The sequence below is a fragment of the Rhodoglobus sp. GW821-FHT12B09 genome, from assembly GCF_058809925.1.
This window is the reverse complement of the sequence record NZ_JBXATB010000005.1, coordinates 163,710-186,593: the sequence shown is the minus strand read 5'-3', so window position 1 is coordinate 186,593 and position 22,884 is coordinate 163,710. Positions and strand designations below refer to the sequence as shown.

Annotated in this window: 20 protein-coding genes; 10 read left to right on the top strand and 10 right to left on the bottom strand. The window is 69.7% G+C overall.

The window, feature by feature from the left end; genetic code table 11:
• Positions 1 to 65 precede the first annotated feature (65 nt).
• From AC1RTC_RS11905 to AC1RTC_RS11895, 3 genes are all read left to right on the top strand, one after another.
• Positions 66 to 2,051, top strand: a complete 1,986-nt coding sequence (locus AC1RTC_RS11905) for an APC family permease (RefSeq protein WP_493155900.1) — start codon at positions 66 to 68, stop codon at positions 2,049 to 2,051.
• A 65-nt stretch (positions 2,052 to 2,116) separates the two neighbouring features.
• Positions 2,117 to 2,728 carry a vitamin K epoxide reductase family protein gene (locus AC1RTC_RS11900; RefSeq protein ID WP_493155898.1) on the top strand — a complete coding sequence of 204 codons (612 nt, stop codon included), beginning with the start codon at positions 2,117 to 2,119 and terminating at the stop codon, positions 2,726 to 2,728.
• A 27-nt stretch (positions 2,729 to 2,755) separates the two neighbouring features.
• The gene (locus tag AC1RTC_RS11895) at positions 2,756 to 3,184 is read left to right on the top strand and encodes a hypothetical protein (protein ID WP_493155896.1); all 429 of its coding nucleotides are present in this window, start codon (positions 2,756 to 2,758) and stop codon (positions 3,182 to 3,184) included.
• Between the two features lie 42 nt (positions 3,185 to 3,226).
• Here the strand turns inward: AC1RTC_RS11895 and AC1RTC_RS11890 are convergent, their stop codons facing one another.
• Genes AC1RTC_RS11890 through AC1RTC_RS11875 form a run of 4 tightly spaced genes read right to left on the bottom strand, consistent with a single transcriptional unit; the run spans position 3,227 to position 7,303 of the window.
• Positions 3,227 to 3,682 carry a hypothetical protein gene (locus AC1RTC_RS11890; protein ID WP_493155894.1) on the bottom strand — a complete coding sequence of 152 codons (456 nt, stop codon included), beginning with the start codon at positions 3,680 to 3,682 and terminating at the stop codon, positions 3,227 to 3,229.
• Entirely contained in the window at positions 3,682 to 4,437 is a 756-nt protein-coding gene (locus AC1RTC_RS11885) for an SDR family NAD(P)-dependent oxidoreductase (protein WP_493155996.1), read from the bottom strand. Before AC1RTC_RS11885 ends, AC1RTC_RS11890 begins: the two co-directional genes overlap by 1 nt.
• Positions 4,438 to 4,452: 15 nt before the next feature.
• Positions 4,453 to 4,848: a pyridoxamine 5'-phosphate oxidase family protein gene (locus AC1RTC_RS11880; protein WP_493155892.1), complete on the bottom strand. Its 396-nt coding sequence runs from the start codon at positions 4,846 to 4,848 to the stop codon at positions 4,453 to 4,455.
• Positions 4,849 to 4,858: 10 nt separating this feature from the next.
• A complete protein-coding gene (locus AC1RTC_RS11875) occupies positions 4,859 to 7,303 on the bottom strand; it encodes a phosphoketolase family protein (RefSeq protein ID WP_493155890.1) in 2,445 nt (814 codons plus the stop codon).
• 98 nt (positions 7,304 to 7,401) lie between these two features.
• On the opposite strand from AC1RTC_RS11875, the gene AC1RTC_RS11870 reads away from it, so the two are divergent.
• The gene (locus AC1RTC_RS11870; RefSeq protein ID WP_493155889.1) at positions 7,402 to 8,238 is read left to right on the top strand and encodes a universal stress protein; all 837 of its coding nucleotides are present in this window, start codon (positions 7,402 to 7,404) and stop codon (positions 8,236 to 8,238) included.
• A gap of 15 nt (positions 8,239 to 8,253) precedes the next feature.
• Here AC1RTC_RS11870 and AC1RTC_RS11865 read toward each other — a convergent pair whose 3' ends face one another.
• Entirely contained in the window at positions 8,254 to 9,048 is a 795-nt protein-coding gene (locus AC1RTC_RS11865; RefSeq protein WP_493155887.1) for a universal stress protein, read from the bottom strand.
• 107 nt (positions 9,049 to 9,155) lie between these two features.
• Between AC1RTC_RS11865 and AC1RTC_RS11860 the strand changes: the two genes are divergently transcribed.
• The 3 genes from AC1RTC_RS11860 to AC1RTC_RS11850 are packed head-to-tail and all read left to right on the top strand — an operon-like array spanning position 9,156 to position 11,959.
• On the top strand, positions 9,156 to 10,862 hold the full coding sequence (locus tag AC1RTC_RS11860) for a sensor histidine kinase (RefSeq protein ID WP_493155885.1): 1,707 nt from the start codon (positions 9,156 to 9,158) through the stop codon (positions 10,860 to 10,862).
• On the top strand, positions 10,859 to 11,500 hold the full coding sequence (locus AC1RTC_RS11855; protein WP_493155884.1) for a response regulator: 642 nt from the start codon (positions 10,859 to 10,861) through the stop codon (positions 11,498 to 11,500). Before AC1RTC_RS11860 ends, AC1RTC_RS11855 begins: the two co-directional genes overlap by 4 nt.
• 33 nt (positions 11,501 to 11,533) lie before the next feature.
• A complete protein-coding gene (locus AC1RTC_RS11850) occupies positions 11,534 to 11,959 on the top strand; it encodes a DUF1003 domain-containing protein (protein WP_493155882.1) in 426 nt (141 codons plus the stop codon).
• Position 11,960: 1 nt separating this feature from the next.
• Here the strand turns inward: AC1RTC_RS11850 and AC1RTC_RS11845 are convergent, their stop codons facing one another.
• The 4 genes from AC1RTC_RS11845 to AC1RTC_RS11830 form a co-directional block, all read right to left on the bottom strand.
• Positions 11,961 to 12,269 (bottom strand): DUF7882 family protein, encoded by a 309-nt coding sequence (locus AC1RTC_RS11845; RefSeq protein WP_493155880.1) that lies wholly within the window; start codon positions 12,267 to 12,269, stop codon positions 11,961 to 11,963.
• 77 nt (positions 12,270 to 12,346) lie between these two features.
• Positions 12,347 to 12,844, bottom strand: coding sequence for a hypothetical protein (locus AC1RTC_RS11840; RefSeq protein WP_493155878.1), 498 nt, complete (start codon positions 12,842 to 12,844; stop codon positions 12,347 to 12,349).
• Positions 12,845 to 13,033: 189 nt separating this feature from the next.
• Complete coding sequence (locus AC1RTC_RS11835) at positions 13,034 to 14,236, bottom strand: GAF domain-containing protein (protein WP_493155876.1); 1,203 nt, start codon at positions 14,234 to 14,236, stop codon at positions 13,034 to 13,036.
• Positions 14,237 to 14,355: 119 nt separating this feature from the next.
• Positions 14,356 to 15,354 (bottom strand): LacI family DNA-binding transcriptional regulator, encoded by a 999-nt coding sequence (locus tag AC1RTC_RS11830; protein WP_493155874.1) that lies wholly within the window; start codon positions 15,352 to 15,354, stop codon positions 14,356 to 14,358.
• A gap of 104 nt (positions 15,355 to 15,458) precedes the next feature.
• Between AC1RTC_RS11830 and AC1RTC_RS11825 the strand changes: the two genes are divergently transcribed.
• Genes AC1RTC_RS11825 through AC1RTC_RS11815 form a run of 3 tightly spaced genes read left to right on the top strand, consistent with a single transcriptional unit; the run spans position 15,459 to position 21,771 of the window.
• Positions 15,459 to 16,799, top strand: coding sequence for an MFS transporter (locus AC1RTC_RS11825; RefSeq protein WP_493155872.1), 1,341 nt, complete (start codon positions 15,459 to 15,461; stop codon positions 16,797 to 16,799).
• A gap of 5 nt (positions 16,800 to 16,804) precedes the next feature.
• Complete coding sequence (locus AC1RTC_RS11820) at positions 16,805 to 19,225, top strand: glycoside hydrolase family 3 C-terminal domain-containing protein (RefSeq protein ID WP_493155870.1); 2,421 nt, start codon at positions 16,805 to 16,807, stop codon at positions 19,223 to 19,225.
• Positions 19,222 to 21,771, top strand: a complete 2,550-nt coding sequence (locus AC1RTC_RS11815) for a family 78 glycoside hydrolase catalytic domain (RefSeq protein ID WP_493155868.1) — start codon at positions 19,222 to 19,224, stop codon at positions 21,769 to 21,771. Before AC1RTC_RS11820 ends, AC1RTC_RS11815 begins: the two co-directional genes overlap by 4 nt.
• Here AC1RTC_RS11815 and AC1RTC_RS11810 read toward each other — a convergent pair.
• Positions 21,768 to 22,805 (bottom strand): LacI family DNA-binding transcriptional regulator, encoded by a 1,038-nt coding sequence (locus tag AC1RTC_RS11810; RefSeq protein WP_493155865.1) that lies wholly within the window; start codon positions 22,803 to 22,805, stop codon positions 21,768 to 21,770. The genes AC1RTC_RS11815 and AC1RTC_RS11810 overlap by 4 nt on opposite strands.
• Positions 22,806 to 22,884 lie beyond the last annotated feature (79 nt).

Genomic DNA, 22,884 nt, shown 5'->3' with positions numbered 1-22,884 from the left:
CGGTGAACGGCGAGGGGGTAGTGTCAGCTTCTGCGCACCCGGCGCCCCACGAGAACAAGGGTCTGATGGCACAGCGAAAGCCCGCCCCGGTCATACCTGACCACATCACGCTCCACCAGCCGAGAGGACCCCGAGAGGGCCGTCTTGCCACCTGGCTGCTGGCGAACCGCGTAGCACCCGAGGGGCCCGAGGCGGGAGAGTCCACGGCGAGAACGCACTCCTGGTGGAAGGTCATGACGCTCACCGGCGTCGACTACTTCTCGTCGCTCTCCTACCTGCCGGGCATCGCCGCGCTCGCGGCCGGCGCGCTCTCTCCGCTGGCCACCCTGCTCATCGTGGCGCTCACCCTCCTGGGCATGCTCCCGATGTACCGGCGGGTGGCCAAGGAGAGCCCCCACGGCCAGGGCTCGGTGGCCATGCTCGAGCGCCTACTCCCGTTCTGGCGGGGAAAGATCTTCGTCCTCGTGCTCATCGGCTTCGTCGCCACCTCCTGGATCATCACGATCACGCTCTCCGCCGCCGACGCGTCCGTGCACCTGCTGGAGAACCCCTACGCGCCCCCGTTCCTCTCCGGGCAGGCCGTCGCGGTGACCATCGTGCTGCTGCTCATCCTCGGGTTCGTGTTCCTCCTCGGCTTCAGCGAGGCCGTGGTGGTCGCCATCCCCCTCGTCGCGCTGTTCCTGCTGGTCAACGCCGTCGTCGTGGTCGCCGGGATCGTGCAGGTCGTCAACGACCCCTCCGTCCTCACCGACTGGACGGCGCGCCTCGGCGAGTCGCACGGCACGGTGCTGGATGCGGTCCGCACCGCCGCGATCGCGTTCCCCCTGCTCGTGCTGGGGCTCTCCGGGTTCGAGACGGGCGTGAGCATGATGCCGCTCGTGGCCAGCAAGGGGACGACCCCGGCCGAGCTGCTGGCCTCGCGCATCCGGAACACGAAGCGGCTCCTCACCACGGCAGCACTGATCATGAGCGTGTACCTCATCGGTACGAGCTTCATCACGACCGTCCTCATCCCGCCCGCCCAGTTCCAGGCGGGCGGAGCGGCGAGCGGCCGGGCCCTCGCCTACCTCGCCCACGAGCTGCTGGGCAACGGCTTCGGCACCGTGTACGACGTCAGCAGCATCCTCATCCTGTGGTTCGCCGGCGCCTCGGCCATGGCCGGCCTCATCAACATCGTGCCCCGGTACCTCCCCGCCTACGGGATGGCGCCGGACTGGAGCCGCGCCGTCCGCCCGGTGGTGCTCGTCTACACGGCCGTGAGCATCATCATCACTATCGCGTTCCGCGCGGACGTCAACGCCCAGGCCGGCGCGTACGCGACGGGAATCCTCGCGATGATGGTCTCGGGGTCGGTCGCGGTGACGATCTCGGCCTTCGGCAAGAGACAGCGCGCCGCAGGGGCCGGATTCACGGTGCTCTCGCTGGTGCTCGCCTACGCCCTGGTCTCGAACGTGATCGCCAAGCCGGACGGCATCGCCATCTCCGGCCTGTTCATCGGCGGCATCATCGTGATCTCGCTCATCTCCCGCATCTCGCGCACCACCGAGCTGCGTGTCGACCGGATCGAGTTCGACGCGGAGGCGAAAGCACTCATCGACGATGTTCTCGACAACGGCCGGGGCCTCAACGTCATCGCCAACCAGCGCCAGGCCGGTGACGAGGCGGAGTACGAGGAGAAGGAGGCTGCCCAGCGCGGGATGAACCCCGTGCCGGGGGCGGCGAACGTGCTCTTCCTGGAGATCGACGTCGTCGACCCCTCGCAGTTCAACCGCGTGCTCGTCGTGCGCGGGACCACGATCGGCGGGTACAGCGTCCTCCGCGTCGAGAGCCCGGCGGTGCCCAACGCGATCGCCGCCGTGCTGATCGCCCTGAGGGACGCGACCGGCATCCGGCCCCACTGCTACTTCGAGTGGGCAGAGGGCAACCCCATCGGACACCTGTTCCGCTACCTCATCCTGGGCCGGGGCGACACCGCCCCCGTCGTTCGGGAGATCCTGCGAGAGGTCGAGAAGGATGTCTCGCGGCGCCCGGCCATCCACGTCGGCGGCTAGCCCGTAGGACTTAAGGCCCTCGACTGACGACCGCTCACCCGATTGGCTTCGGGTGGAGGCAGCCAGTGGATGAACGGAACGCAGTCGCGACGGGACCGCGCGAGGTGGCACTCGCCGTCACGCTCATCGTGACCGGCGTCATCGGCTGGTTCGCCGCGTTCCGGCTGACCCTCGACAAGCTCGAGATCCTCGTGCATCCGGCCGCCGACCTCGACTGCAACTTCACGGTGCTCGTGCAGTGCGGGCGCAACCTCGAGTCGTGGCAGGGCTCGCTGCTCGGGTTCCCCAACCCGATCCTCGGCCTGGCCGGCTTCGTCGCACCGATCGCCGTGGGCGTCGCCCTGCTCGCCGGCGCGCAGTTCGCGCGCTGGTTCTGGATCGCCTTCTCCGCGGGGGTGGCCGGCGCCATGGCGTTCGTCGTCTGGCTCATGGCGCAGAGCATTTTCGCGCTCGGCACCCTCTGCCCCTACTGCATGCTCACCTGGTCGGTCGTGATCCCGATGTTCCTCGTCCTCACCGGCAGGAACGCCGAGCGCGGCGTCTTCGGCCCCGCGCTCCGTCGCGCCGGGGCTGCGCTCTCCCGCTGGCTGGTCCTCGTCGACGTGCTCGTCTACCTGGCGGTCGCCCTCGTCGCGCAGTGGCGCCTCGAGTGGGTGCAGGCACTCATCCTCAGCTGAAGCCCACCACAGAATGAAAGGCACACCGTGACCGAACGCACACCCATCGCTCCGCTTGCGCCCCTTGCGCGGGCGTTCGCCCCGCTGGCGGGCGCCACCTCGCTGGCGATCCTCTGCCAGGCCGTCACCGCCGGCGAGTTCGTCTCGCAGGAGGGGCGGGACGGCTGGATCGAGGTCCACGACATGGTCGGGTACGTCACGCTCCTGCTCGCGGTTGCCACGGCCGTGGTCGGTCTCGTCGCCTACCGGCGGGCCTCCCGAGCGCTGGTGGGGGGGTCGGTGGCCCTGGCCGTGCTCGTCGCGGTGCAGACCGTGATCGGGCACCTCATCACCGACGCGGAGCAGGACGGCTGGATCGGCGTGCACGTGCCGCTGGCGCTCCTGGTCTTCGGTCTGACCATCTGGCTCACGGTGCGGTCGACGGCTGCTCGCCGATCGTCCGTACCCGCCCCATGACGACCGGTCGCTGCCCTTTGATCCGCCGAGGACAGCGACCGGTCAGCTCCCGCCGGACCCGCGGAGCGCGGGGCGCAGCGGTGCTCGCGGGAGCCAGCGGACCGCGCCCAGGAGCGCCAGCACGAGCACCAGCTGTGCTGCTCCGGTGGTGAAGTAGAGCACCTGCAGCCAGGAGCCGCCGCGGATCACGATGGTCTCGACGAAGATCCAGACGAGCATCCCGAAGCCCGCGACGGCCGTCCAGACCAGCGCAGCCTCCCTCCGCGCGAGGAGGAGCGCCGCGGCGAGGGCCTGCGTGCCGCCGACGACGACGATGAGGACGAGGGCGGGAACCGTGAACGAGTCGAAGGGGCTGCCCGCGAGCGCCTCGCGCGGCATTCCGAGACCGTCGGTGGCGAGCATCCCGATGCCGCCGCCGACGGCCGAGACGGTGTTGAACACGGTGATGACGAGCGCGCCCCAGAAGGCGGCGCTCCGCAGCCTCGCGGCAGGTGCCATCAGATCGCTGCCCAGCCGCCGTCGCTCGGCAGCACCGCGCCCGACACGTTCGTCGCGTCGTCGCTGAGCAGCCACGTGATGGCGGCCGCGAGCTCTTCGGCGCTGGCGATCGGCGGCACGTTCACCTGCATGTACGGTCCGAGGCGCTCGCCGGCGAACTGGGAGTTGAATGGGGCCTCGATGTTCGTGGCGACCCCGCCGGGCGCTACTGCGTTGCAGCGGATCCCGTTCGGAGTGTAGAAGAAGGCGGTGCTCCTGGTGAAGCCGATCACCGCATGCTTCGACGTCGTGTAGGCGGTGCCCGCTGCCGAGCCCCGCAGGCCCGCCTCAGACGCGACGTTCACGATCGAGCCGTGCCCGACGTTGATCATGGACGGCAGGACGGCCCGGGTCAGTCGCATGACCGCGGTGACGTTGACGTCCATGACCCGCTGCCAGGTGTCGTCGTCGATCTCGGCGGGCGGGAGGAAGCCGTCCATGATGCCGGCGACGTTCGCGAGGGCGTCCACGTGCCCCTCCGCGGCCTCGAGCACCGCGTCGACAGTCGGCTGCGCGCTCACGTCGCCGACGACGGTGGTGATGTCCAGGCCCTCCGCGTGGTCCATCAGGTCTTTCAGCCGCTCGGCGCTGATGTCGGTGGCGATGACGCGCGCGCCCTCCTTGGCGAGGCGCAGCGCGGTAGCCCGCCCGATGCCCGAGCCCGCGCCGGTGACGACGGCGGTCTTGTCGATGAAGCGCCCGGGGGTGGGTTCCATGGCCATGCGGTTCTCCTAGTGCTTGCGGTTGAAAAGACGACCGGTGACCTCGGTCGGCCTGATGCGGATGAAGACGTCCTTGGGCTCGGGCGCCCACGTCCACAGCGGGGCGTGGCGGGCGGCCTCCACGGCCGCGTCGTCCATCCGGGCGGCGGTGCCCTTCACGACGACGCTCCAGGCGCGCTCCGCCGTGACGTCGTCGGCTTCGAAGGCGACGTGGGAGTTCTCGTCGATCCGCTCGAGCTTGGTGCCCTCCTCGGTGCGGAAGATGATCGTCGTGCCGTCGGCGAGGAAGTTCACCGGGAAGATGTCAGGCTGGCCGTCGTGGCTCACGGCGAGCCGTCCGAAGCTCCTGCTGCGCAGCTGGCTCCAGGCCTCGCCCGGATCCAGGGGCATCGTGTACTCGGGCATGTCCGTCCTCCTAGAGGTCGAGCTCGTCGCGGACGGCGCGGTCCGGCAGGTCGGGGACGCTCCGGCTGCGGAGGAACTGCCAGCCCGTGACATCCGGGCTGTCCTCGCCGTTCTCGTAGGCGTAGGCGCGCAGGCGGGTGCGCTCGTCGGCGAGGTGCTCGACGAGGCCCCCGTGGCGCTGCTCGAGACCCGGCACGCGCCGGATGACGTCCATCGCGATGCGGTACCGGTCGAGGTCGTTCAGCATGAGCATGTCGAACGGGGTCGTCGTGGTGCCCTTCTCGCGGAAGCCGAGCACGTGGAAGTTCGCGTGGTTCGTGCGCCGGTAGGCGAGCTGGTGGATGAGCGCGGGGTAGCCGTGGAAGGCGAACACCACCGGCTTGTCCGTGGTGAACACCGCGTCGAAGTCGGCGTCCGGCAGTCCGTGGGGGTGCTGGTCGGCGGCCTGGAGGCGCATGAGGTCGACGACGTTCACGAAGCGGATCCGCAGGTCCGGGATGCTTGTGCGGAGCAGGTCCACGGCGGCGAGCGCCTCGAGCGTCGGCACGTCGCCCGCGCAGGCCACGACCACGTCGGGCTCCCAGCCCGCGCGCTCGGTGCCCGCCCAGTCCCAGATCCCGATTCCCCTCGCGCCGTGGCTCCGCGCCTCGTCGAGGCTGAGGAGCACCGGCGCCGGCTGCTTGCCCGCCACGATCACGTTGATGTAGTCGCGGCTGGCGAGGCAGTGCTCCGCGGTCACCAGGAGGCTGTTCGCGTCGACCGGCAGGTACACCCGGACGATGCCGGGGCTCTTCGTGACGACGTGGTTGAGGAAGCCCGGATCCTGGTGGGAGAACCCGTTGTGGTCCTGCCGCCACACGTGCGAGCTGAGTAGATAGGTGAGGGATGCCACGGGCCGCCGCCACGGGATCTCCGCCGATGCCTCCAACCACTTCGCGTGCTGGTTGAACATCGAGTCGACGACGTGGATGAACGCCTCGTAGGAGTTCATGAGCCCGTGGCGACCGGTGAGCAGGTAGCCCTCGAGGAGGCCCTCGACGAGGTTCTCACTCAGGATCTCGATCACGCGGCCCTCGCGGGCGAGGTGCTCGTCGGTCGGCTCGACCGTGCCGTACCACTGCTTGGCGGTGACCTCGTAGACGGCGTCGAGCCGGTTGGACGCGGTCTCGTCGGGGCCGAAGATGCGGAAGGTCTTGGGGTTGAGGCTGATGACATCGGCGAGCCAGCGGCCGAGCACCCTCGTCGCCTCCGCGGTGTTCCCGCGACTCCCGGCGCGGTCGATGGCGTGGAGCGCGAGGTCGGGGGTCACGAGGTTGACGAGGCTCTCCCCGCCGTTCGCCGCGGGCTGCGCGCTCATCCGGTGAGAGCCGCGGGGTCGGATCAGGGAGAGCTCGGCCCTGGGGCTGCCGTCCTCGTCGAACAGCTCCTCCGGACGGTAGCTGCGCAGCCACGCCTCGAGCTGCCGCAGGTGGTCGGGATTCTCGCGGACCTCGGCGAGCGGCACCTGGTGCGCGCGCCAGGTGCCCTCAACGGGAACGCCGTCCACTTCGCGCGGGCCGGTCCAGCCCTTCGGGGTGCGGAGGATGATCATGGGCCAGGCCGGTCGTGCGGCGGGCTCAGGGCTGCGTGCCGCGCGCCTGATGGCGGCGATCCGGTCGACCGCGCGCTCCAGGGCGGAGGCGAGCTGGGCGTGGACGACCATCGGGTCCTCCCCGTCGAACCCGCCCGACACGATGATCGGCGCGTACCCGTATCCCCGGAACAGGTCGAGCAGCTCGGCCTCGGGGATGCGCGCGAGCACCGACGGATTGGCGATCTTGTACCCGTTGAGGTTCAGGATCGGCAGCACCGCTCCGTCCGTGTCGGGGTTGATGAACTTGTTGAGGTGCCAGCTCGCGGCGAGTGTTCCGGTCTCGGCCTCGCCGTCGCCGATGACGCAGGCAACGAGGAGCTGCGGGTTGTCGAGGGCCGCGCCGTAGGCGTGCACGAGCGAGTAGCCGAGCTCGCCGCCCTCGTGGATGGACCCCGGAGTGTCGGGGGAGGCGTGCGACGGGATGCCGCCGGGCGCCGAGAACTGGCGGAAGAGTGCGCGCATCCCCGCCTCGTCCTGGCCCACACGGGGGTACAGCTCGGAGTAGGTGTGGTCGAGCCAGGCGTTGGCGACCATGGCGGGGCCGCCGTGCCCCGGGCCCGCGATGTAGAGGACCTCGCACCCGCGATGCACGATGAGCCGGTTCAGGTGGGCGTAGATGAGGTTGAGCGCCGGCGAGGTGCCCCAGTGCCCGAGGAGCCGTGGCTTGATGTCGGAGGCCTGCAGCGGTCGCCGCAGCAGCGCGTTCTCCCTCAAGTAGATCTCGCCCGCCGTGAGGTAGTTCGCGGCGCGCCACCAGGCGTCGACTGCGTGCAGGGGGAAGTCCTGGCGGAGGGCCACGTCGTGCTCGGCGATATCGGTCATGAGGCGACGGTAGGCGCGGCCGCTCGCGCACTACAGGGCCGAAGGTCCCGGGACGTTCGGCCCTGCCCCGCAGCGCCCGCGGGCCCGAAAGTTGCAGCATGACAACCTCACCGCGCGTTATCGTCGCCGTCGGCGGACCCAAGGCCGACTACCCCGCCATCGACTGGGCGCTCGAGTACGCGCCCGCAGTGCCCGCCGAGATCGAGCTCGTCCACGTGGTGGACCTCAGCTGGCGGACCAATCCCGAACCGTTCGCGGAGGCCGCGCTCCTGGCGGCCGAGGAGCAGGTCCGCGACGTCGCGGCGCGCGCCTCAGACCGCAGCGGCCTGGTCGTGCGCTCCAGCGTCGCCCTGGGCCGCGCGGTCGACCTTCTCGTGGAGCGCGGCGAGGGTGCGCACCTGATCGTGCTCGGCACCCATCACGCGAAGCACCCCGACCGTCCGCGGCCGAACACTCTGGCCGCTCGCATCGCGGGCCGCAGCTCGGTGTCGGCAGTGGTCGTGCCGCACCGCACAGCGCCCGGCCAGGGCATCGTCGTCGGCGTCGACGACTCCATCACCTCGGCGGCGCCGCTGGCGTTCGCCGCGAGCGAGGCCGACCGCCTCGGCGAGGATCTCACGGTGGTCCACTCCTGGAACGCGCCCCGGCCGTGGACGGACCAGGACATCCCGGCCTGGCCCGCCCAGGAGGAGGACGAGGAGCGGCGCATGCTGGCGGAGTGCGTCGCGGGCCTGGCGGGGAGCTATCCCGACCTGCAGGTCCACTCCGAGGTGGTGTTCGGCCGGGCGTCCGAGGTCCTCTACGACCTCGCCTTGGGCGCGCGGATGCTGGTGGTCGGCAGTCACGGCCGCCACGGCTTCGAGAAGGCCTGGCTCGGGTCGACCAGCGAGGACCTCGTGCTCTCCGCGCCGACCACGATCGCCGTCATCCGATGACGACCGGCGCCTGCGTCAGCGTGCGACCATCACGGCCGAGGTCAGGTTGAGCAGCACCTCGTGCGTGACGGAGCCGATGGATCCGGGCCGGTCAGTGCCGCCGCGGGAGGCGCCGAGCACGAGGAGGGCGGCGGACCGGCTCGCGTCGAGCAGCGTGTCAGAGCACGCGCGGTGAGACATCCGGCGCCTGACCACGATGCCGGGCGCTGTGGTGAGCGCGAGCTCGACCGCCGCCGCCAGGAGGGTCTTGCCCGCCTCGACGGCCTCGGGCCGGTCAGGCGCGCAGTGGATGAGGGTCAGCTCCTGGTGGAGGGCCTGAGCCTCGGACGCCCCGGCGACGATCGCCGCATGGCAGTCCGCGCCCGGGACCACGCCGACGACCACGCCCTGGCGGTGGGCGAGGTTGTCCTCGGGTATGACCACCACGCTCGAGCGTGACAGGGATGCCACCACCACGCTCCGCGTGCCCAGCACGCGGCCCCGGACGTAGCCGGTCTTGTGCGAGCCGATCACCAGGAGGTCACCGGGGCGCGCCGCGTCGGCCAGCTTCGAGGCCGGCGAGCCCAGCTCCAGCGCGACGCGGACGGAGGCCCCCGAGGCCTCTGCCGTTCCGTGCGCCTCCGCCAGAAGGGCGCGCCCGGCCCGCTCCAGCTCCGCCGTGTGCTCAGGGCCGAGCTCTCCCCACTCATCGTCGACGACGTGCACTAGGACGAGCTCGGGATGCGTGGTGCGGGAGCGCTTCACGGCCCAGACAAGTGCCGCGGCACTCGGGCCCGAGCCGTCGATGCCCACGACGATCCGCTCGACCATCTCGTCCCCTCTCGTCTCGTGTGTGCAAGACTCTCAACGACTCGGCGATCCCAGCAGGGTCGAAAGTCCCGCTGGTGCCAGACCACCGCCGAGGCGTGGAGACCGTAATGACCGAACAGCACACTCCTCTTGCCTTTCCGGATGCCCCGAGAGGCCGTCTTGACCGCGTCATCAACGACCTCGTGGCGTCGGCCCAGGAGGTGCTGGCCACTCAGGGCCGCCTCCGGAGCCTCCTCGAGGCAAGCCGCTCCGTCTCCAGCGAGCTCGAGCTCCCTGCCGTCCTGCGCACCATCGTCGCCGCCGCGGTGGAGCTCGTGGGCGCCCGGTACGGCGCGATCGGAGTGATCGCACCGGACGGCTCGCTCGCGCAGTTCATCCATGTCGGGGTCAGCGAGGAGCTCGCCCACGAGATCGGGCACCTGCCGGAGGGGCACGGGCTGCTCGGCGCCCTCATCCAGGACCAGGAGCCGATCCGCCTCGAGCACTTGCGGGACGATCCCCGCTCGAGCGGCTTCCCCGCGCACCATCCGCCGATGGAGAGCTTCCTGGGGGTTCCCGTGCGCGTCCGCGGGGAGGTGTTCGGCAACCTCTACCTGACCGAGCGGGCAGACGGCCCCTTCAGCGCCGAGGACCAGGAACTGCTCAGCGCCCTCGCCGCGAGTGCGGGAGCCGCCATCGACCACGCCCGCCTCTTCGACGAGAGCCAGCGGCGGCAGCGCTGGTCCGCCGCCTCGGCAGAGGTCACGGCCGCGCTGCTGTCGGAGGAGACGGACGACTCCCTCGGCATCCTCGCCGACCGGGTCGCCCAGCTCGCCGACGCCGAGCTGGTGTGCATCGCCCTCCCCGCCACGGGCACGGAGATGTCGGTCGTGGTGGCCCGGGGCGCGCTCGCCGAGCGCTACGCCGGTGTGGTGTTCGACACAGCGGGCACCCTCGCGGGCCAGGCGCACGAGAGCGGGCAGCCGACGATGTCCGACGCGGGGTCGCTGAGCAGCGTCGATCCGACGCTGCGACTGGGTCCCTCCCTGGCGATTCCGTTCGCCTCCGCCGGCGCTCCCCCCGGAGTGCTGACGGTGTCGCGCTCGAGCGGGCGAGCAGCGTTCACCCCGGCGGATCTCGAGATGGCCGCGGACTTCGCCGGGCAGGCCAGCGTCGCCCTGACCCTCGCGGCGGGTCGCGCCGACCGGGCGCGCCTCGCGATCCTCGAGGACCGCGGCCGCATTGCCCGCGACCTGCACGACCACGTCATCCAGCGCCTGTTCGGAGCGGGCCTCAGTCTTCAGGCCGTTGCCGGCTCCATCAGCGACCCGGCCCTCAGGGCGCGGGTCGGCCAGCAGGTCGACGCTCTGGATGCCGCCATCGCCGAGATCCGCACGGCGATCTTCACCCTCAACGTCGTCGACGACACGGATGCGCCCAAGCTCCGCCACCGGGTGCTCGACGTCATCACCGAGACGGCGGACCTCTTCGCGGAATCCCCCCACGTGACGTTCGGCGGCGCCGTCGACCTCATGATCGACGCGGGGCTCGCCGACGACGTCATCGCAGTCGTCCGCGAGGGGCTGACCAACATCGCCCGACACGCGGGCGCGACCCGCACGGAGGTCTCGGTAGTGGTCAGCGGCGACCTCGTCGTGGTGGAGATCGCGGACGACGGCCGGGGCGTCGGCGAGGGCTCGAGACGGTCGAGCGGCACGGCGAACCTCGAGCAGCGGGCCGTGGCGCGCGGCGGAGCGTTCGAGCTCGCCCGCCGGGAGTCGGGCGGCACAGTCCTAAGGTGGAGTGCCCCGGCAGCAGGAAAGGCTGAGCAGTGATCCGAGTGTTCCTCGTCGACGACCACGAGATCGTGCGCCGCGGCGTCGCCGATGTCATCAATGCCGAGAGCGACCTGGAGGTCGTGGGGGAGGCCGGCACCGCGCGGCAGGGGCTTGCGAGGATCGCGGCCACCCTGCCGGACGTGGCCGTGCTCGACGTGCGCCTTCCGGACGGGAGCGGCATTGACCTGTGCCGGGACATCCGGTCGGCGCATCCCGAGGTCCACTGCCTCATGCTCACCGCCTACGACGACGACGAGGCCAGCTACACCGCAGTCCTCGCCGGTGCCTCGGGCTACGTGCTCAAGGACATCAAGGGCCAGAGCCTGCTGGAGAGCATCCGGCAGGTGAGTGCGGGCCGCAGCCTCATCGACCGGACGGTGTCGCGGCGGGTCGTCGAGTCGGTGGCGACGCGAACGCCCGAGGTTGAGCTCAGCCTCCGCGAGCGGCAGGTGCTCGACCTCATTGCCGAGGGATGCACGAACCGCCAGATCGGGGAGCAGCTGGAGCTCGCCGAGAAGACGGTCAAGAACTACGTGTCCGGGCTGCTGGCGAAACTCGGCATGGAGCGCCGGACCCAGGCCGCGGTCTACGGCGCGCAGCACCGGGTGGAGAAGCCGCGGGACCAAAGACCCTGATAGTCGGGGCCCTTCGCGGGGGACCATTCGGTGGTGATCGAAGAGTTCGCGCGCAGCGCGCGCACCGTCCCCGAGCTGACCTGGCACGAGGACACGGTCGAGCACCTGACGCGCGGGGAGCGTGCGGCGGACCGGATGCGCAACGTGATGGGCAGCTGGCCCTTCGTCGGCGGGTTCGTGCTCTTCATGATCCTGTGGGCGGTGGTCAACACCGTGCTCCAGGGGTGGGACGTCTACCCGTTCATCCTGCTCAACCTGTTCCTCAGCATGCTGGCGGGCCTGCAGGGCGCGATCCTGCTGATCGCCGCGAAGCGCCAGGACTCGATCGCCGCAGCGCTGGCACGGCACGACTACGAGACCAACATCGCGGCCAAGACCGATATCGAGACGCTGCTCGAGATCAACCGCTCGCAGCTCGAGCTCATCCGGGAGCTCCACCTGCTCATCCGGAGCCGATGACCTAGGGCTTCGCGGGCTCCTCGGTGAGCACGAGCCCGGACACCGTGGAGGCCGAGGCGGCGAGCTCCTCCAGCCACTGGCGGTTCATCTCGTGCGGCTCGGAGCTGTCGAACTCGAAGGTCAACGGGATCTCCTTGGAGACCCAGATGCTGGCGCGGCCTCCGCCCTCGGATTCGGGCTTGTCCCAGGAGAAGGTGAAGGGCTCGCCCCTGCGGAGCTTGTTGACGACGACGAACTTGATGTGCGCGAGCTGTCGATCGGTCATGGTCACCGAGACATTGTCGGCATCCGCGTAGTTGAGCGTGCCCATGGGTCTCCTGAGGTGGGGGTGGTTCAGAAACTGGTCTGCCTTATGAGAGCACTCCCGAAGGGCTATCGCAAGTGCGGTCAGTGCGCGAGGTCGTGGAGGAGGGAGGAGAGGAGCGCGGCGAGGTCGCGCTTGTTGTCCTGGCTGGCGAACTTGTCCAGCGGGAGGCGGAGCGTGGCGTTGCGGTAGTGGCCGATCAGATTCAGCTCGCCGGGCCACTTCTGGTCGTCGTCCGACACCGGCGAGACGTCGAGAAGCTCGAGGCTCTCCAAGGACCTCCGCGGGAAGGCCGTCGACTCCAGGTGGGAGACGCCGGTGGAGGTCCGGACGAGGGTGATGGACACGACGGTGCTGTCGGTGAAGGCGACGATATCCCAGTCCCCGCTCTCCGGGGTCGCGACCGAGAGGTACTCGATCGACTGGTTGTAGGTGAGAGCCATGAGGCGCGCGACCGCGTCGTTGCGCCAGTCGGGCATCCCGGTCTCGTCCACCGATTCGAGCCAGGCGCGGCTCTGGGTGGACCGGGAGATGAGGGCGCCCAGTTGCTCCGCCGCTGCACGCTGATCCGCTGTGCTCATCCCCCATTGAAACCCGCCGGAGGGCCCGAGCCCAACGGCTAGACAACCGGCCGGAGTCGGTGTAGCCGTTGGGAACGGGCGTCGCCTACTTCTTGAAGACGTCCTTGACGGTGTCCTTGACCTCGGCCTTCGCCTGGTCGGCCTTCGCGGGCGAGCGCCGATTCCGGTGATCGGCGCGCAGGCGCTGCGCTAGGCGCCCGGAGGCCCCCAGAGCTCCTGCTGCACGCGGCGCGCGAGCGATCCGAGCAGGGAGTCGTCCTCGGCGGTGAACGTCCGTGGCCGGCTGTCGCTGATGCACAGAGCGCCGATCCGCTCGCCGTTGGCGGCCTCGATCGGGAACCCGGCGAAGAAGCGGATCGCCGAGCCTCCGACGACCCACGGGTGGCCGGCGAAACGCTGATCCGCGCTGACGTCCTCCACGACGAAGAGCTTGCCGTTCTGCACCGTCGCGTCCCCCAGCGCGCTCTGGCGAGGGGAGTCTGCCGCGCTCATCCCGATGGCGGACTTCGACCACTGCCGGTCGCGGTCGATGAAGGTGATCGAGGCGCCCCGCACGCCGAAGAGGTCTCGTGCGTCAGCGACGATCTGGTCGAATCGCGGTTCGGGATCGGTGTCGAGTACGTGCAGGTCGTCGAGGGCCGACTGCCGTCGGAGTTCCTGGATCGTCGCAGGGTCGCGGGGGTCAGCGATCTGGGCGTCGAGGACGCGGGCGATCGTCGGCGTCATGAGGGCCGCCCACGCGGCGTAGAAGTGCCGGTCGCCGTCACGCTCGAGATCCACCGGAGCGGGCGTGAACGGCAGGTACGTGACTCGGGCGTGCTCGCCGCTGATCCGCTTGAGCTCGGCGTCGAGCAGGACGCACGAGCGCTGGACCAGCCCCTCCCACGGGCGCGGGATCTTCATGATCGAGGTCACGTCCGGAATGCCGACGACCACAACCCCGAGCCGGGCGGGCGCGGCAGTATCGAGCCAGTCGAGGAACCGGGTCAGGTCCGACCGGAACGCCCGGGCCGTGAGCAGGTGCAGAGCCTCGTCCGTTCCCAGGGTCAGAACTACCGTGTCGTATCCCCCGAGGGCGGACCGGGCAAGAACATCCTCGCAGTCGCGGACCCGCAGGCCCATTCGCGCGACCGTGTCCACCGCAGTCCCGCGGCGGGTGACCGAGGTGAGCCCGCGTGCGAGGTAGCCGCCCAGGGCCAAGTCGCCGGTTGTCACCCCGTAGCCCATCGCGACCCCCGAGCCCACGAGGAGCACACGGTCGGCATTCGGCCCGGCAGCGTGGGCGCGGGGTCTTGCCTCGGGCGTCGGGAGGAGGCGCCACGAGTGCGTTGACGTGCGCAGCCAGGAGCTGACGAGCGGGGCGAACAGGATATGGCGTGCCGTGCGGAACATCCGGGCCTCATGTCCCATAGCGCTCGCGGGAAGCGGTACACGACTGTACGCCCGGGGTGCGGGGGTAAAGCGAGCCGTTGTCAAATGGGCGGTGAGGCTGTAGGGCGGTGCCCCGCCGGCTAGTTGCGCCGTGGCGTCGTGGACTCGCGAGTCACAAGCGTCGCGCGGGTCACCGGCGACGCGGCAGGAGCCGGGGTCCCCTCGACTGCGTTCAGAGCGAGCGCGGCAAAATATCGCCCGAGCCCCGCTGCATCGACATGGATGCTTGAGAGCGACGGCACGAGCCGCATTGCCAGCGGAGTGTCGTCGTGGCCGATGACGGCCAACTGTGCAGGCACCTCGAGACCCGCGCGCAGTGCGGTACTCACGACGAGGGCGGCGACGTCGTCGTTGTACGCCGCAACGGCGGACACCCCCGATGCCACCCACTCGTCCACGACGTGGCGCGCGTTGTCCTCGTCGACGTCGCCCCAGCGGAAGTCGAGCCCGAGCCGATCGGCCGTCGCGCGGGCGAGGTGGAGGCGCTCGGCCGCGAGGTAGGCCAAGCGCGGGTCGCCCGTCGCCGCGAAGGCGATCTGCCGGTGCCCTCGCGAGGCCAGGTGCTCGATCTGGAGCTCCGGCCCCAGCTGGAACTCCAGGTCGTCCCCCGTTCCCGCGGGAGCCTGGTCCGGAGAGATGACCCGAGTGCCTGAGGCTCGGATGCGCGCCGCTTCGTCCGCCGTGAACGGGATCATGCCCATCACGATGTCGGGCTGCAGGGTCTCCCACAGCGGTCGGGCACGCCCGCCGGAGTGCGGCGTCATGGTCACGAGCGAGTATCCGGCCTCATCCAGCGCGAGGGATGCCTCGTCCAGGTGAGCGCGCAGGGCGTAGTCCATCGGCCAGTCGGGGAGGACGAGCAGCACGATCTTGGTCTGGCCGCTCGCCAAGGCGCGTGCAGCAAGGTGCGGGCGATACCCCAGCCGAGCCGCTTCAGCGAGCACTCGCTCGCGGGTGGTGGGAGAGATGGTCTGGCCTTGCGTCTCGTTGAGCACGAAGCCGACGGTGGCTCGGGAGATGCCCAGAGAGCGCGCGATATCGGCAGCGGTGACCCGCTTCCTCACCTGCTGATCCGTCATCGTACCCTCCCAACTTGCGCGCGCTAGTTCCCTCACGCTAGCATCTCGGACAATCACTAGCACGCGCTAGTTCACGTCCTCACCCCCACGACAATGGAGTCATCATGCCCACACCCGACGCCGCGCCCGTCGATCCCGAGATCGCGCCCTCGCCCTCGCCCTTGCCCTCCCCGCCGGCCTCGGTCGTGATCGCGGAGCCCGGCGACGACCTTCCGAAGGTCAGCTCGCGCTACATCTGGTTCATGGTGCTGGCGCAGTTCGGCGTCTTCGTGGCGTTCATCACCCCCATCGCCATCTCGCTCGCCGTGCGCGTGGGCCAGCTCGCCCCGGGCCACGAGGAGTACCTCGGCTACATCACCGGTGCCGGTGCTCTTGTCGTCATGCTGACCTCGCCGTTGTTCGGGACCTTGAGCGACCGCACCCGCACTCGCCTCGGTCGTCGTCGTCCCTGGATGATCGGGGGAATGGTCCTCGGCGTCATCTCGCTGCTCGTCATGGCGCAGGCACCCAACGTGCTCCTTCTCGGAGCCGGCTGGATACTCGCGCAGCTCGGTTGGGGACAGGTCCTCAGCAACCTGCAGATCTCCACCGCTGACCGGCTTCCGGAAACGCAGCGAGGCAAGGTTGCCGGACTCACGGGATTCTCGACCCAGATCGCCCCCGTCTTCGGCGTCATCATCGCGAGCTCCTTCACCCGGGACAATCTGCTGCTGTTCCTCATCCCCGGTGCCGTCGGCGTGGTGCTCGTCACCCTGTTCGTCACGCTCGTCCACGAGGCGGACAGCCGCGACCGCGAATTCGAGGTGAGGCTCTCGGTCGCAACCCTCTTCAAGAAGTACGTCTACAACCCCAGGCAGTTCCCCGACTTCTCGTGGAACTGGCTCGGCCGCTTCCTCTTCTACTTCGGCCTCACCCTCAATACGACCTTCACCGCATTCTTCTTCGCCGCCCGCCTCGGCGTGGACATCGCGGACGTGGGCGGGATCATCGCCGCCCTCGGCGGTGTCGGCGTGCTCGCGACCACCGCGGGAGCGCTGGGCGGCGGGTTCCTGTCCGACCGCTTCCGCCGCCGCCGCGTGTTCGTCCTCATCGGCGCGGTGTTCTTCGGGGCGGGTGCTATCACCATGGCGCTCGCACCGTCCCTGCCGCTCATCATCACCGGCTCGCTGCTCGTCTCACTCGGCATCGGCACCTTCGCGGCCGTCGACCAGGCTCTGCTGCTCGACGTCCTCCCCGAGAAGGAGACGGATGCCGGGCGCTTCATGGGCATCACGGGCTTCGCCACGTCGATCCCGCAGGCCTTCGCCCCGTTGATCGCACCGGTGTTCCTCGCGGTGGGTGTGCTCGCCGATGGCGCGAAGAACTACACGCTGCTCTACATCGTCGCGGCGGCGTGCACCCTTGCGGGCGGACTCGTCGTCCTGAAGATCCGATCGGTGCGATAGCCCTCATGTCGACTCCCGGCTCCATCACCGCCGCCGACCTCGCGATCGAGGAGCAGGTGCTCCTCGTCGAGGGCGTCAACGCCTGGGAGACGAATGCCCTGCCCGAACGGGGTGTGCGCGGCCTGTTCCTGACCGACGGACCCCATGGCGTACGAAAAGTTCGGGCGGCGGCGGGAGGTTTCGCCATCGGTGAGAACGAGGAGTCGACCGCGTTCCCCCCGGCCGTGACCGTCGCGTCGAGCTGGAACCTCGGCAACGCGTTCGCGATGGGAGAGGCGATCGCCAAGGAGGCGCGGGCGGCGGGAGTCGACGTCATCCTGGGACCCGGCATCAACATCAAGCGCAGCCCGCTGTGCGGACGCAATTTCGAGTACTTCTCGGAGGACCCGCTCGTGTCCGGTGCCCTGGGGAGCGCCCTGGTCCGAGGGCTGCAGTCGCAGGGGGTCGGTGCGTCGGTGAAGCACTTCGCGGCGAACTCCAATGAGGACTTCCGTTTCGTCGGAGACAGCATCGTTGACGAGCGCGCCCTGCGCGAGATCTACCTGAGAGCGTTCGAGCGGGTCATCACCGAGGCCGAGCCCGAGACGGTGATGTGCTCGTACAACCGGCTGAACGGCACGTTCGCGTCGGAGAGCCACGCGCTGCTGACCGGCATCCTCCGCGATGAGTGGGGCTTCGACGGGCTCGTCATGACTGACTGGGGTGCGACGGATGACCGCGTGGCGGGCATCCTCGCCGGGTGCGACCTCGACATGCCGGGACAGGTTCCGCACAACCGTGGGGCTCTGGCCGAGGCTGCCCAAGGGGACCCGGCGGTGGCCGCTGCGCTGGAAGCCTCGGCTGCTCGCGTGCTGTCACTGGTGGCGAAGCATCCCGACGCCCCGTCTCTGCAGTTCGACGCCGCGGACCATGCACGGCTCTCCGGCCAGATCGCTCGAGAGGGTGCGGTACTGCTCGAGAACGACGGGATACTCCCGCTCGACCCGGCCGCCACCGGTCTCGTGGTCGTGGGCGAGCTGTTCGAGCACATGCGCTACCAGGGCGCCGGATCGTCGCTCATCACGCCGCCGGAGGTGGTCTCGCCCCGCCTCGGCTTCGACCGTCGCGGGGTTCAGTACACCTACGCCCCGGGCTATTCGGCCTTCGACGGGTCGTCGACGAGGGGGATGCACGACCGCGCGATCGCCGCAGCCCAGGGCGCCGCGGCAATCCTCTTCTTCGGCGGCCTTACCGACTTCGAGGAGAGCGAAGGGTTCGACCGCTCGCACATGCGCCTCGGCGATGCCCAGCTCGCGCTGCTCGACGACCTCATCGCCACGGGTGTGCCCGTGGTGCTCGTACTGTTTGCGGGATCGCCCGTCGAACTGCCGATGGCCGATCGGCTTGCGGCCGTGCTCACGATGAACCTTCCGGGCATGCACGGCGGGGACGCCACCGCCGCGCTGCTCTTCGGCGAGGCGAACCCGTCGGGCAAGCTCGCCGAGACCTGGGTGCGCCGCGTCGAGGACTCGAGCCCCTACGCCGACTACAACCGCGGCGCCATGGCGAAGTACTACGAGTCGGTCTACGTCGGCTACCGCTTCCACGACAAGGCGCGCACCGACGTCGCCTACCCCTTCGGGCACGGCCTCTCCTACACCTCCTACGAGTACGGGGGCCTGACAGTCGAGGTCGGCGAGGCGGTGACCGCGCGGCTGGCGGTGACCAACACGGGGGCGCTCGACGGCGACGAGGTCGTGCAGTTCTACGTGACCGCGCCCAGCGCTGCCGTCTTCATGCCCGACAAGGAGCTGCGAGGATTCGTCCGCGTGCACGTCCCGGCGGGGCAGACCCGCGAGATCGACGTCACCATCCCGCTCGGAGACCTCGCGTACTGGGACGTGCTTCGCCATGACTGGGTACTGCAGAACGGCGAGTACCAGCTGGTCGCGGCGGCGTCCGCTCTCGATATCCGCCAGCGCGCGGCCTTCACTCTGGCCGGTCACAGCGATCCGACACCGCCCTACCCGGTGGAGGTTGAGGCCGCGTACGCGATGCCGCCCCGCTCCGTGCCGCAGGCGTTCGCCGCGCTGGTGGGCCGCCCCCTTGTCGACCGGTACGAGCCGCGCCGGCTCACCATGAACACGCGACTGGTGGATGCTCGGCGCACCCTGCTCGGACGCCTTGTGGCCAACGCCATCACGGGCGCTGTCGAGAAGGACTACCGCGCGGCACTGGCCGAGGAGCCTTCGTTGAACCGGGAGTCGAAGGTGAAGAACTCCTACTTCGTGTTCCGCATGATGCCGAACTCGTCCCTGCGATCCCTTGCCATGTCCTCCGGCGGCACCTTCCCCTACGAGCTGGGCGCCGCTCTCGAACTCCTCGCGACGGGCCACCCGATCCGCGGCATCCGGGCACTGATCGCCTGGCGGAAAGGCAACCGATGAAGATCACCTCCCTCACCCTCGACGGCCTGGCGGCCGGGCTGGTCACCGACGCGGCACCCCGCATCGGCTTCGCCCTCTCCTCAGACATTCCGGGAGAGTCCCTCGCCACCGCAACGATCTCCGGCGCGGGCTGGTCTGTCGAGACCGCCGACCAGATCGGCACGATCTACGGCGGCGCGCTCGAGCCGTGGACCGAGTACGGCGTCACGGTAGCCGCCCGAGGCTCCAGCGGCGAATCCGCGGAAGCACAGGCTGCATTCCGCACCGGCCGTCTTGCCCAGCCCTGGGCCGCCCGCTGGATCACCGACTCGCGGATCACCGTCCCGGACAAGACCTCCCCCGTCCCCATGGTCTTCCGGCGCTCCTTCTCACTCCGCGACGACGTCACCCGCGCGTGGATCGAGGCGACTGCACTCGGCGTGTACGAGCTCGCCCTCAACGGTGAGAAGGTCGGAGACCGGTACTTCGCCCCCGGTCTCACGTCGTACGAGCACCACATCCAGTACCAGACCTATGACGTGACCGCCATGCTCCGCTCCGAGAACCAGATCGCCGCGGTAGTCGCGGGCGGGTGGGCCGTCGGCGCCTTCAACTACAAGCGCAAGAGCAAGATCAGCGCCGACCGGCAGGCGTTCCTCTGCGAGGTGCACGTGGAGTACGCCGACGGCAGCACAGAGGTCATCGGCACCGGCGAGGACTGGATGGTTGCCACCGGCGGCCGGTACCAGCTGGCGGAGTGGTACGACGGCGAGACCTACGACTCGCGGATCGACGAGGAGTCGCTGGCGTGGAAGAGCGCCGATCTCACGCGGCCCCGCAAGTCCCCAGCTCTGATCGCGGAGTACGGCGCCCCCGTGCGCGCCCAGCAGGTCATGACCCCGGTGTCGCGCTCGGTCGCCCCGAGCGGCGAAATCGTCTACGACTTCGGCCAGAATTTCGCCGGCGTCATCCGGGCGCGCATCCGGGGGAAGGATGGCGCCACCGTCGTGTTCCGGCATGCGGAGGTGCTGGTCGACGACGAGCTCTTCGTGACGTCGTTGCGCACGGCCAAGGCCACCGCCACGTACATCTGCCACGACGGCGACCAGGCGTACTCGCCCCGGCTCACCTACATGGGGTTCCGCTACGTCGGCATGACCGGAATCGACCCCGATGACCTCGAGCTGGAAGCGCTCGTGCTGCACTCCGACCTGCGCGAGACCGGTCAGTTCAGCTGCTCCGAGCCGTTGCTCAACCAGCTCAACGAGGCCATCCGCTGGGGCGCCCGCTCCAACTTCGTCGACATTCCCACCGACTGCCCGCAGCGCGACGAGCGGCAGGGGTGGACCGGCGACCTCGCGGTGTTCGCGTCGACAGCGTCGTACAACTTCGACACGAGCCGGTTCTACGACAAGTGGCTCAGGGATGTCACGGCCGAACAGGGGAGGGGCGGCGGCATCCCGATGGTCGTGCCTCAAGCCGGCGACAGCTGGCCCGTACTGGCCACCGCGTGCTGGGGAGACTCCGCGGTGCTCGTGCCGTGGGCGGAGTACCTGGCCCGCGGCGACCTCAACCTGCTGCGCCGCCAGTACGGCACGATGAAGCGGTTCCTCAAGGCCGCCACGTGGTGGGCCGGACTCTTCTCCGTACGCCCCGACCGGCGACTGATCTGGCGCTTCCCGTTCCAGTTCGGGGACTGGACCGCCCCCGGCCTCAACGTGCGGGAGTGGATGGGCCGGGGCAAGTGGATCGCCACCGCCTACTTCGCGAACTCCAGCGGAATCCTCGCGGCGATCGCCGACCTGCTGGGCGAGACTGCTGACGCGGAGAAGTACCGGGCATTGCGGAAACGGATCGTGACGGCCTACCGCAACGTGCTCACCGACGGCCAGGGCACCCTGAAGAAGGAGTTCCAGACCGCCTACGTGCTCCCCCTCCACTTCGGCATGACAGAGGGCCGGGAGACGGAGACGATGGCGTCGAACCTGTCGCGGCTCATCGACGAGGCTGGCGGGCACCTGGCCACGGGATTCCCGGGAACCCCCTACCTGCTCTTCGCGCTGTCCGACAACGGCAGGGTCGACGACGCCTACAGGTTGCTGATGAAGACCGACGCGCCCTCGTGGCTCTACATGGTCGTCGCGGGAGGGACCACCATCTGGGAGCGATGGGATGCCCTTCGGCCCGACGGTACCGTCAACACCGCCGACCTGACCGACGAGGCGAAGGAGTCGAACGGTGGCATGGTGTCGTTCAACCACTACGCAGCAGGTGCCGTGGGGGACTGGTTCTACCGGCGTATCGCGGGCCTTGAGGCCATCGAGGGCGGGTACCGGACGTTCCGCGTCGCGCCCGTCGTCGGCGGTGGGCTCACCTCCGCTCGGGGCAGTGTCGAGACGCCGTACGGGCGCGCCTCCTCGGAGTGGACCGTCTCCGGTGAGCGGATGACCATGAGGGTCGAGGTCCCGGTGTCGACGAGCTGTGAGGTCACGTTGCCGGACGGCGCGCATCACGTGGTCGGCAGCGGCACGCACGAGTTCAGCGCCGTAGGAGTTGTGGCCGGCTAAGCGCCGGAGGGCGGGGGCGCCGAACTCTCACGGATGATGAGGGTCGTCGGCACGTCGAGGTGCGGCGGCACCGGGCGCCCGTCGATCTCGGCCAGGAGTGCAGCCACCGTGTGCTCGCCCACGCGCGTGAAGTCCTGGTGCACGGTTGTCAGCGGCGGCCAGAAGCTCGCGGCCTCATCCATGTCGTCGAACCCGACGACGCTCACATCGCCGGGCACAGCTCGGCCGGATTCGTGGAGCGCTCTCAGCACCCCGAGCGCCATCTGGTCGTTCGCGGCGAAGATGGCCGTGACCTCAGGGTTCGCGGCGAGCATCCGACCCAGCGTGTAGCCCGACTCGGCAGACCAATCGCCGACCAGGTGGTCCGGCACGGGCGCCCCGTGCGCCTCCAGGGTCGCGCGCCAGGAGTCGAGACGCCGTCCTGCGGAGTACGAGTCCATCGGACCGGCGAGGTGCCAGACGGTCTTGTGGCCGAGGTCGAGGAGGTGCTGGGTGGCGAACCGCGCGCCCTCGGCCTGGGCAGTGTCGACGACGGGGAAGGGGTAGTCGGCGCTCGAGTCGATCACTACCGCGGGAACCCCCGGCGGAAGAACGATGTCGATCCGGTCGAGCATGTGGGCCTCGATGAGGATGACCACCCCGTCGACGGCCTGCTCGCTCAGCCGGCTCAGTGCGCCGGTGATGTCGCCCTGCGTCGGATGGGCCACCGGCAGGAGGGTGATGGCGTAGTCGGCCTCGGTGGCGGCCATGGCGATCGCGTCGAGAGTGCGCATGTTCCCGAACGACGACAGCGTGAACATGATGACGCCGATGGTCCGGAACCGGCCGGATCGCAATGCCCTGGCGGCGCGATTGGGGCGGTATCCCACCGCATCCATGGCGGCGAGCACTCGTCGTCTCGTCGCATCATCGACGTTGGTATGGCCGTTGACCACACGGGACACGGTCTGCCCTGACACGCCCGCGACTTTGGCCACGTCCCCCATCGACGCGCTCCGGTGCGCGGTTCGTGCGGTGCGATCGGTCGCGGTCATCGTTGAGCCCCTTGCGTGTTGACGTGAACATGCTACTCTGTCCGGCGGAGATGTTTACGTAAACATTTCGCCCACTGCA

Bases quoted from the DNA above. Each gene is read 5' to 3' on its own strand.
- AC1RTC_RS11820 (WP_493155870.1), top strand. From the start codon at position 16,805: ATGTCGACTCCCGGCTCCATCACCGCCGCCGACCTCGCGATCGAGGAG.
- AC1RTC_RS11810 (WP_493155865.1), bottom strand. From the start codon at position 22,805: ATGACCGCGACCGATCGCACCGCACGAACCGCGCACCGGAGCGCGTCG.
- AC1RTC_RS11875 (WP_493155890.1), bottom strand. From the start codon at position 7,303: ATGACCGATATCGCCGAGCACGACGTGGCCCTCCGCCAGGACTTCCCC.
- AC1RTC_RS11880 (WP_493155892.1), bottom strand. From the start codon at position 4,848: ATGCCCGAGTACACGATGCCCCTGGATCCGGGCGAGGCCTGGAGCCAG.
- AC1RTC_RS11815 (WP_493155868.1), top strand. From the start codon at position 19,222: ATGAAGATCACCTCCCTCACCCTCGACGGCCTGGCGGCCGGGCTGGTC.
- AC1RTC_RS11885 (WP_493155996.1), bottom strand. From the start codon at position 4,437: ATGGAACCCACCCCCGGGCGCTTCATCGACAAGACCGCCGTCGTCACC.
- AC1RTC_RS11845 (WP_493155880.1), bottom strand. From the start codon at position 12,269: ATGGGCACGCTCAACTACGCGGATGCCGACAATGTCTCGGTGACCATG.
- AC1RTC_RS11830 (WP_493155874.1), bottom strand. From the start codon at position 15,354: ATGACGGATCAGCAGGTGAGGAAGCGGGTCACCGCTGCCGATATCGCG.
- AC1RTC_RS11840 (WP_493155878.1), bottom strand. From the start codon at position 12,844: ATGAGCACAGCGGATCAGCGTGCAGCGGCGGAGCAACTGGGCGCCCTC.
- AC1RTC_RS11890 (WP_493155894.1), bottom strand. From the start codon at position 3,682: ATGGCACCTGCCGCGAGGCTGCGGAGCGCCGCCTTCTGGGGCGCGCTC.
- AC1RTC_RS11825 (WP_493155872.1), top strand. From the start codon at position 15,459: ATGCCCACACCCGACGCCGCGCCCGTCGATCCCGAGATCGCGCCCTCG.
- AC1RTC_RS11835 (WP_493155876.1), bottom strand. From the start codon at position 14,236: ATGTTCCGCACGGCACGCCATATCCTGTTCGCCCCGCTCGTCAGCTCC.
- AC1RTC_RS11860 (WP_493155885.1), top strand. From the start codon at position 9,156: ATGACCGAACAGCACACTCCTCTTGCCTTTCCGGATGCCCCGAGAGGC.
- AC1RTC_RS11905 (WP_493155900.1), top strand. From the start codon at position 66: ATGGCACAGCGAAAGCCCGCCCCGGTCATACCTGACCACATCACGCTC.
- AC1RTC_RS11865 (WP_493155887.1), bottom strand. From the start codon at position 9,048: ATGGTCGAGCGGATCGTCGTGGGCATCGACGGCTCGGGCCCGAGTGCC.
- AC1RTC_RS11870 (WP_493155889.1), top strand. From the start codon at position 7,402: ATGACAACCTCACCGCGCGTTATCGTCGCCGTCGGCGGACCCAAGGCC.